Genomic DNA, 6,859 nt, shown 5'->3' with positions numbered 1-6,859 from the left:
CGTGTGCAACTCGGCGATCTGGAAGACGGACACCCGCAAGGTGTTCTCGGCCGTAGCCCGCCTCCTACGCCCCGGAGGACGGTTCGCCTTCAACGGCTGCTCGCCGGAGACCCGCTCGTGGCGTCCGTCGTGGTGTGCGTCGTGGTGTGCGTCGTGGTGTCCATGATGGTCGTGCCCGTGCGCATGATGGTGCCCGTGGTCTCCCATGACCCGATTCCACCGAACTGACAGGCTCATGACCACAATGGGCGGCTGACGGACTGCTGACGGACGGGTGAACGTTGCGCGAGCGACCCCCCGGGCGAGGTGGCGCCACCGCACACCGCACACCGCACACCGCGCACCGCGCACCGCGCACCGCGCACCGCGCACCGCGCACCGACGAGAACCGGCCACCTGCCGGGAGAGCGCTCCCCCGCTCCGCCCGGAACCCATCGTCCCGTTCTGGTAACAACCTTCACCACCGTTACGCATGTCCCGTACAGTCATTCGCGCAGACAGATTCTTGAACGCGTTCAAGAATGATCACGGGGGAGGGACCACAACCATGCGGAGCGGAGTCAAAGTCGCCATCGTCGGCGGGGCGTTCGTGCTGGTGGCCGGGGGACTGAGCTATGGCGCGTACAGCGTGCTGTTCGAGGACGGGAGCGTGGGCATCGGCTCGACCGGCGCGCCCGCCGAGGTGAAGACCGGGCCGCCGGACACGAAGGAGATCGCCGAGACGTCGAAGGCGTTCTTCGCCGCCTGGTCGTCCGGGAAGGGGCCCGCGGCCTCGCAGTTGACGAACAACCCGGTGGACGCGGAGCCCGTGCTGACCGGGTACTCCACCGAGGCGCACATCGAGAACGTCGTGATCACCCCGGGCCCGGCGACCGGGGCGACGGTGCCGTACACGGTGAAGGGGACCGTCTCGTTCGAGGGGAAGAGCCAGCCGCTCTCCTACTCCTCCAAGTTGACCGTGGTACGCGGGCTGACCACCGGCAAGCCGCTCGTCGACTGGCAACCCACGCTCGTGCACCCGCAGTTGACCAAGGGCGCGACGCTCCTCACCGGAGAGTCGTCCTCACCGGAAATCGAGGCGGTGGACCGCAACGGCGTGGTGCTGAGCCCGGACAAGTACCCGTCGCTCGCGCCGGTCATCGCCACCCTCCGCAAGAAGTACGGGGAGAAGGCGGGAGGCACCGCCGGCATCGAGACGTGGATCAAGGGTGCGGACGAGGCCACCCCCGACATCACCCTGCTCACTCTCGCCAAGGGCAAGCCCGGCAAGGTCCAGACGACCATCGACGCGAACGTGCAGGCCGCGGCCGAAAAGGCCGTGAAGCAGTTCAGCGGGGCCTCCGTCGTCGCCGTCAGGCCGTCCACCGGGGCCATCCGGGCGGTCGCCAACAATCCCGCGACCGAGTTCAACGTGGCACTCGAAGGCCAGCAGGCACCCGGTTCGACGATGAAGATCGTGACCGCCGCGATGCTGCTGGAACGCGGCAAAGCCACGGCGAACGGGGCCGTCGAGTGCCCGAAGGAAGCGACGTGGCAAGGCCGCACCTTCCACAACCTGAACAACTTCTCACTCCCGGACGGCAGTACCTTCACCCAGACATTCGCGAACTCCTGCAACACCGGCTTCATCAAGCTCATCGACGAGGTGCGCGACGACTCGGCGCTCGCGAAGGAGGCGAAGGAGGTTTTCGGGATAGGTCTGGAATGGAAGTCCGGCGTCACCACCTGGGATGGCAGCGTGCCCGAGGAGGTGGGCGGTGAGGCCGCCGCCCAGTACATCGGACAGGGCACGATCCAGATGAACGTCCTCAACATGGCGTCCATCACCGCGACCGCCCACACCGGAACGTTCCAGCAGCCGATCATCGTGCCGAAGGACTTGGACGGGCGGCCGATCGCCAAGGCCTCACGCTCGCTGCCGGACTCAGTCGTCCAGCAGCTCAACTCCATGATGCGGGCCACCGCTTCGTGGGGTACCGCCGCGAAGGCCATGAGCTCGGTGAACGGCGACAAGGGCGCCAAGACGGGTTCGGCGGAGGTCGCCGGGCAGGGAACTTCCAACAGCTGGTTCGCCGGATTCAGTGGCGACCTCGCGGCGGCGGGAGTCGTCCAGTCCGGCGGTCACGGCGGCGACGCGGCCGGTCCGGTCGTCGCGGCGGTGCTGCGAGCGGGGTAAACCCGCAGTGCCGCTATGCCGGTTGCAGGTGCGCCGGTCCAGGTCGTGGACCGGCGCACCATCGCGTACGGGGCGCGTCCCGGGCGTCCGTACGGTGCTGCGCACGTCCCGTTCGCGCGAGTAGCCTGCGGATCATGAGTACTTCCGCCACCGGCCCCGACGCCGAGTCCCAGCAGACCACCGCCCCCGCCGCGCACGCCGAGGCGCACCCGCGATTCGCCGCCGCGCTGGCGGAGTTGGGGCTCCAGGTCGAGGTCCGCCGCTTCCCCGACGCCATCCGGACCGCCGCCGAGGCCGCCGCCGCGATCGGCTGCGACCAGGCCGAAATCACCAAGTCCCTCGTGTTCGTGGCCGACGGCGAGCCCGTGGTGGTCCTGATGGACGGCGCCTCCCGGGTGGACGTCGAACGAGTGCGTGAGGTGCTGGGCGCGGCGAAGGTGAAGCGTGCGAGCGCCGACGTGGTCCGCGAGGCGACCGGGTACGCGATCGGGGGCGTACCGCCCTTCGGGCACGTCACGAAGCCCCGGGTGCTGGCCGATCAGGGGCTGCTCGATCACCCGGTCGTGTGGGCCGCGGCGGGTACTCCGCACACGGTCTTCCCGCTCGATCCGAAGAGTCTGATCGCCCACGCGGGCGGCACGGTGGTGGACGTGCGCGAGCGGACCGCGTGACCCCGCTGGTCGCGGGTGCGGTGCTGCTGGCGGCCTTCACCCACGCCGGGTGGAACGCCCTGGCCCACGCCCTCAGGGACCAGCTCCTCTCCTTCACACTGATCTCCGGCGGCGGGCTGCTGATCAGTGCGGTCGCCGCGCCGTTCCTGCCGTTCCCGGACGCGGAGGCGTGGCCGTACCTGGGCGTCTCGGCGCTGCTGCACATCGCGTACATGCTGCTGCTGATGCGGTCGTTCACACTGGGCGACTTCGGCCAGATGTATCCGATCGCCCGGGGTACGGCCCCGCTCGTGGTGACCCTCCTGGCGGCCGTCTTCGTCGGCGAGCGGCCGGGCGCCTGGGCCACGGCGGGTGTGGCGGTGGCCTCGGCGGGCCTGGTCGGCCTCGCCCTGTGGGGCATCCGGGGCTCCGGCCGCCGCCCGGACTGGCCGGCCCTGGTGGCGGCGCTCGGGACGGGCCTCGCGATCGCCGGGTACACCACGGTGGACGGCGTCGGGGTACGCGCGTCCGGCAGTTCGCTGGGGTACATCGCCTGGCTGATGATCGCGCAGGGGCTCGCCGTACCGGCGTACGCCCTCTACCTCCGACGCGGTGAACTGGGCACCCAATTGGCCCCGTTGGCGGTACGCGGTCTACTCGGGGCGGCCCTCTCGGTGACCGCCTACGGACTGGTTCTGTGGGCCCAGACCCGCGCGGCGCTCGCCCCTGTCGCGGCGCTGCGCGAGTCCTCGATCATCGTGGGCGCGGCGCTGGGCGCCCTGCTCTTCAAGGAGCGGTTCGGCGCCCCGAGGATCGCGGCGGCCGGGCTGATGGTGGTCGGCATCGGGATGATGCTGCACGCGGGCTGACGGGCTGCTGCCGCGCACGCGGATCGAGCCCCGCGCGGGTTGAGCGCCGTGCGCCCGTTCACTCCCCCGCCATCGCCCGCCTGAAGCCCGTGTTGACGGCGAGCAGCCCGCCGTCGACCCTCAGGGTGGTGCCGGTGATCCAGGACGCGTCGCGGGAGGCGAGGAAGGCGACGGCGGCGGCGATGTCGTCCGGTTCGCCGACGCGGCCGAGCGGGTAGAGGGCGGCGGCCCGGTCGAGTTCGGCCTCGCGGCCCGCCCAGGCGTCGGTGCGCAGGGTGCCGGGGGCGATGAGGTTGACGCGCACCCCGCGCGGTCCGGCGTGACCCGCGAGGGTACGGGTCAGGCTGGCCAGGCCCGCCTTCGCGGCGCTGTAGGCGTGGCCGCCGAAGTCCTGTTCGCCGTTGACCGAGCCGATGTTGACGATCGCGCCCCGGCCGGAGGCGGCGAGGTGCGGAAGGGCGGCGCGGGAGCAGCGGAAGGCGCCGCCGAGACAGATGTCGAGATCGCGCTGCCAGATCTCGTCGCTCTCGTCCTCGAAGAGTTCGGCGTCCAGGCCCGCCGCGTAGGCGTTGTTCACCAGGACGTCGAGCCGGCCGAACTCGGTGACCGCGTACGCCACCGCAGCCTCCACGGCCGCCCGGTCGCCGACGTCGCAGGCGAGGGATTCGGCGGCCCACCCCTCGTCCCGTATCCGGGCGGCGGTCGCGGCGGCACGGGCGGGGTCCAGGTCGGTGACGAGCACCGACGCCCCCTCGGCGGCGAGCCGGCGGGCGGTGGCGGCGCCGACGCCTTGGCCCGCACCGGTGATGAGGGCGGTGTGGCCGTCGAAACGCGGGAGTGCGTGGGGTGTCATGGGGGCGACCGTACTGCGGTGGGGCGGGCGTGGTCACGGGTGTTGCAAGGAACCGCGCCCACCTGAGTCGGGGTTGGACGAGACTCGGGCCGTGCGCGTGCGCAGGCGCACCGGACGGAGGCGTCATGGGCGGCTGGTACCGAGGTGACTGTCATGTGCACTCGGTGTACTCGGACGGGGAGCTGACCCCGGCGGAGCTGGCGGCCGCCGCGCGGGCGGCGGGACTCGACTTCGTCGCGACCACCGACCACAACACCGCTGCCGCGCACGCCGACTGGGCCGGACAGGCCGGTGCCGACCTGCTGGTGATCCTGGGCGCGGAGGTGACCACGGCGACCGGGCACTGGCTCGCGCTCGGCATCGGGCCGGGAGAGGTCGTCGACTGGGAGTACGGGGTACGGGAAGGGCAGATCGGATCCCGTTTGGCCCAGGTTCACCGGGCGGGCGGGATCTGCGTGGCCGCGCATCCGCACGCACCGTATCCGACCGGCACCTTCACCCACGCGTACGAGGGCTTCGACGCGGTCGAGGTGTGGAACGGCCTCTGGACGTCGGACCTTCCGTGGAACGCGGACAACGAGGCGGCGCTCGCCGAGTGGGGGCGCGGCCTGGCCGCCGAGGTCCACCGGGGCCGGTGGCGGCCGGCCGTGGGTAACAGCGACACCCATCTGGCGGGGCAACTCGGCGTCCCGCACACCGTGGTGCTCGCGGAGGAGCTGACCACGCCCGCCATGCTCGCCGCCCTCCGCGCGGGGCGGAGCTGGATCGCCGGATCGGCCGCCGTGGACGTGTCGTTCACCGCTACGGCAGGTGCGGAGACGGCGGAGGTGGGCGGGTGCCTCGACACCCGTGGACGGGAGGCCGTCGTACGGGCACGGGTGCGGGGCGTCCCGTCCGCGACCGTCTCCTTCCACACCGAACGGGGCGTGGTCCACCACGTCCGGCTGGCGCCGGAGGGCTCCGGCGAGGTCGAGTGGCGGACCAGCGCTGGGGAGTCGGGGTTCGTCCGCGCCGAAGTGCGCCATCCGGACCGGCAGATGGCGGCGATCACCAACCCGGTTGTCCTGACATGAAAGCCGTGCGGGCCGGCTGACCCGCCTCAGAGCGCCGAGCGCAGAGCCCGGACCAGGGCCTGGGCGCGCGGGTCGGCGGTGACTCCCTTCTGGAGGCCGTTGGTGACGTAGCCGAGGGCGATACGGGACTCGGGGTCGGCGAAGCCGAGGGAGCCGCCGCGTCCGGGGTGGCCGAAGGAGCCGGGGCCGAGCAGTGGGGCGGCGGGTCCGTGCAGCATGTAGCCGAGTCCGAAACGGGTGTTGACGACGAGGACCCGGTCGGGGCCGGTGGACTCCTCGGTGCGGGCCAGGGTGAGGGTGGCCGGGGCGAAGAGGCGGTGGCCGTCGACCTCGCCGATCATCGCGGCGTAGCAGCGGGCCAGCGCGCGGGCGGTGGCGATGCCGTTGGAGGCGGGGAGTTCGGCGGCCCGGTAGGCGGGGTCGTTCTCGTCCGGGTCGGGGTGGATCGCACCGAAGGCCCGGCGGGTGAGCGAGTGCGGGTCGGCGTAGGCAGCGGTGACGGAGCGTTTGGGCCGCATCCGCAGGGCGCCGGGGTCGCCGGTCGCGGGTGGTTCGACGGGGCCGATACGGCCGACGCGGTGGGCTTCGTCGGCGGGGAGCCCGAACCAGAAGTCGAGGCCGAGGGGGCGGCCGATCTCCTCGGCGATCCAGCGGCCGATGGTGCGGCCGGTGGCCCGGCGGACGAGTTCGCCGATGAGCCAGCTGTAGGTCTGGGCGTGATAGCCGTGGTCGGTGCCGGGTTCCCACTGGGGCCGCTGGGCGGCGACGGCGGCCGGTCCGGTGTGGCCGTCGGCCGCCTCGGCGGGGGTGAGCGGGCGGTCCAGGGCGGGGACTCCGGCGCGGTGGGCGAGGAGGTCGCGTACGAGGACGCGTTCCTTGCCGTTCGCCTTGAACTCGGGCCAGTACGTACCCACCGGGGCGTCCAGGTCGACCTGTCCGCGCTGGTGGAGCATCAGGGGGACGGCGGCGGCGATGCCCTTGCCCGCCGAGCGGACGACCTGGACGGTGTCCACGGCCCAGGGTTCGGTGCCGTCCACGTCTCTCGTACCGGCCCAGAGGTCCACGACCTTGCGCCCGTCGCGGTAGACGGCGACGGCCGCGCCGCGCTCACCGCGCTGTTCGAAGTTCCGTACGAAGGCGTCCCGGACCGCTTCGAATCCGGGCGCCACCGTGCCCCGTACGTCCACGCCTGTTTCCGCGCTCCCGCTCATCCCCCCATCCTGCATGGCCGCGCGGGT

At 72.2% G+C, this 6,859-nt stretch carries 7 protein-coding genes; 5 read left to right on the top strand and 2 right to left on the bottom strand.

What is annotated here, in order from left to right:
• The 4 genes from ACWD3D_RS31475 to ACWD3D_RS31460 form a co-directional block, all read left to right on the top strand.
• The coding region (locus ACWD3D_RS31475) for a hypothetical protein (protein WP_451464148.1) at positions 1–228 on the top strand (228 nt) is incomplete at its 5' end.
• Positions 229–547: 319 nt separating this feature from the next.
• Positions 548–2,176, top strand: coding sequence for a penicillin-binding transpeptidase domain-containing protein (locus ACWD3D_RS31470; RefSeq protein ID WP_451464147.1), 1,629 nt, complete (start codon positions 548–550; stop codon positions 2,174–2,176).
• A 134-nt stretch (positions 2,177–2,310) separates the two neighbouring features.
• Positions 2,311–2,847, top strand: coding sequence for a YbaK/EbsC family protein (locus ACWD3D_RS31465; RefSeq protein ID WP_451464146.1), 537 nt, complete (start codon positions 2,311–2,313; stop codon positions 2,845–2,847).
• The gene (locus ACWD3D_RS31460) at positions 2,844–3,695 is read left to right on the top strand and encodes an EamA family transporter (RefSeq protein ID WP_451464145.1); all 852 of its coding nucleotides are present in this window, start codon (positions 2,844–2,846) and stop codon (positions 3,693–3,695) included. The genes ACWD3D_RS31465 and ACWD3D_RS31460 overlap by 4 nt, the downstream gene beginning before the upstream one ends.
• Positions 3,696–3,753: 58 nt before the next feature.
• Here the strand turns inward: ACWD3D_RS31460 and ACWD3D_RS31455 are convergent, their stop codons facing one another.
• Complete coding sequence (locus tag ACWD3D_RS31455; RefSeq protein ID WP_451464144.1) at positions 3,754–4,548, bottom strand: SDR family NAD(P)-dependent oxidoreductase; 795 nt, start codon at positions 4,546–4,548, stop codon at positions 3,754–3,756.
• A 125-nt stretch (positions 4,549–4,673) separates the two neighbouring features.
• On the opposite strand from ACWD3D_RS31455, the gene ACWD3D_RS31450 reads away from it, so the two are divergent.
• On the top strand, positions 4,674–5,621 hold the full coding sequence (locus tag ACWD3D_RS31450) for a CehA/McbA family metallohydrolase (RefSeq protein WP_451464143.1): 948 nt from the start codon (positions 4,674–4,676) through the stop codon (positions 5,619–5,621).
• Between the two features lie 26 nt (positions 5,622–5,647).
• Here the strand turns inward: ACWD3D_RS31450 and ACWD3D_RS31445 are convergent, their stop codons facing one another.
• Positions 5,648–6,808, bottom strand: a complete 1,161-nt coding sequence (locus ACWD3D_RS31445; protein ID WP_451464149.1) for a serine hydrolase domain-containing protein — start codon at positions 6,806–6,808, stop codon at positions 5,648–5,650.
• Between the last annotated feature and the right edge of the window lie 51 nt (positions 6,809–6,859).

The organism is Streptomyces sp. NPDC002690 (assembly GCF_053592415.1).
The sequence above is the reverse complement of the archived record's forward strand: the minus strand, read 5'-3'. Positions and strand labels throughout refer to the sequence as shown.

Excerpts from the sequence above, each read along its gene's own strand:
- ACWD3D_RS31470 (WP_451464147.1), top strand. The coding sequence starts at position 548 with ATGCGGAGCGGAGTCAAAGTCGCCATCGTCGGCGGGGCGTTCGTGCTG.
- ACWD3D_RS31465 (WP_451464146.1), top strand. The coding sequence starts at position 2,311 with ATGAGTACTTCCGCCACCGGCCCCGACGCCGAGTCCCAGCAGACCACC.
- ACWD3D_RS31455 (WP_451464144.1), bottom strand. The coding sequence starts at position 4,548 with ATGACACCCCACGCACTCCCGCGTTTCGACGGCCACACCGCCCTCATC.
- ACWD3D_RS31450 (WP_451464143.1), top strand. The coding sequence starts at position 4,674 with ATGGGCGGCTGGTACCGAGGTGACTGTCATGTGCACTCGGTGTACTCG.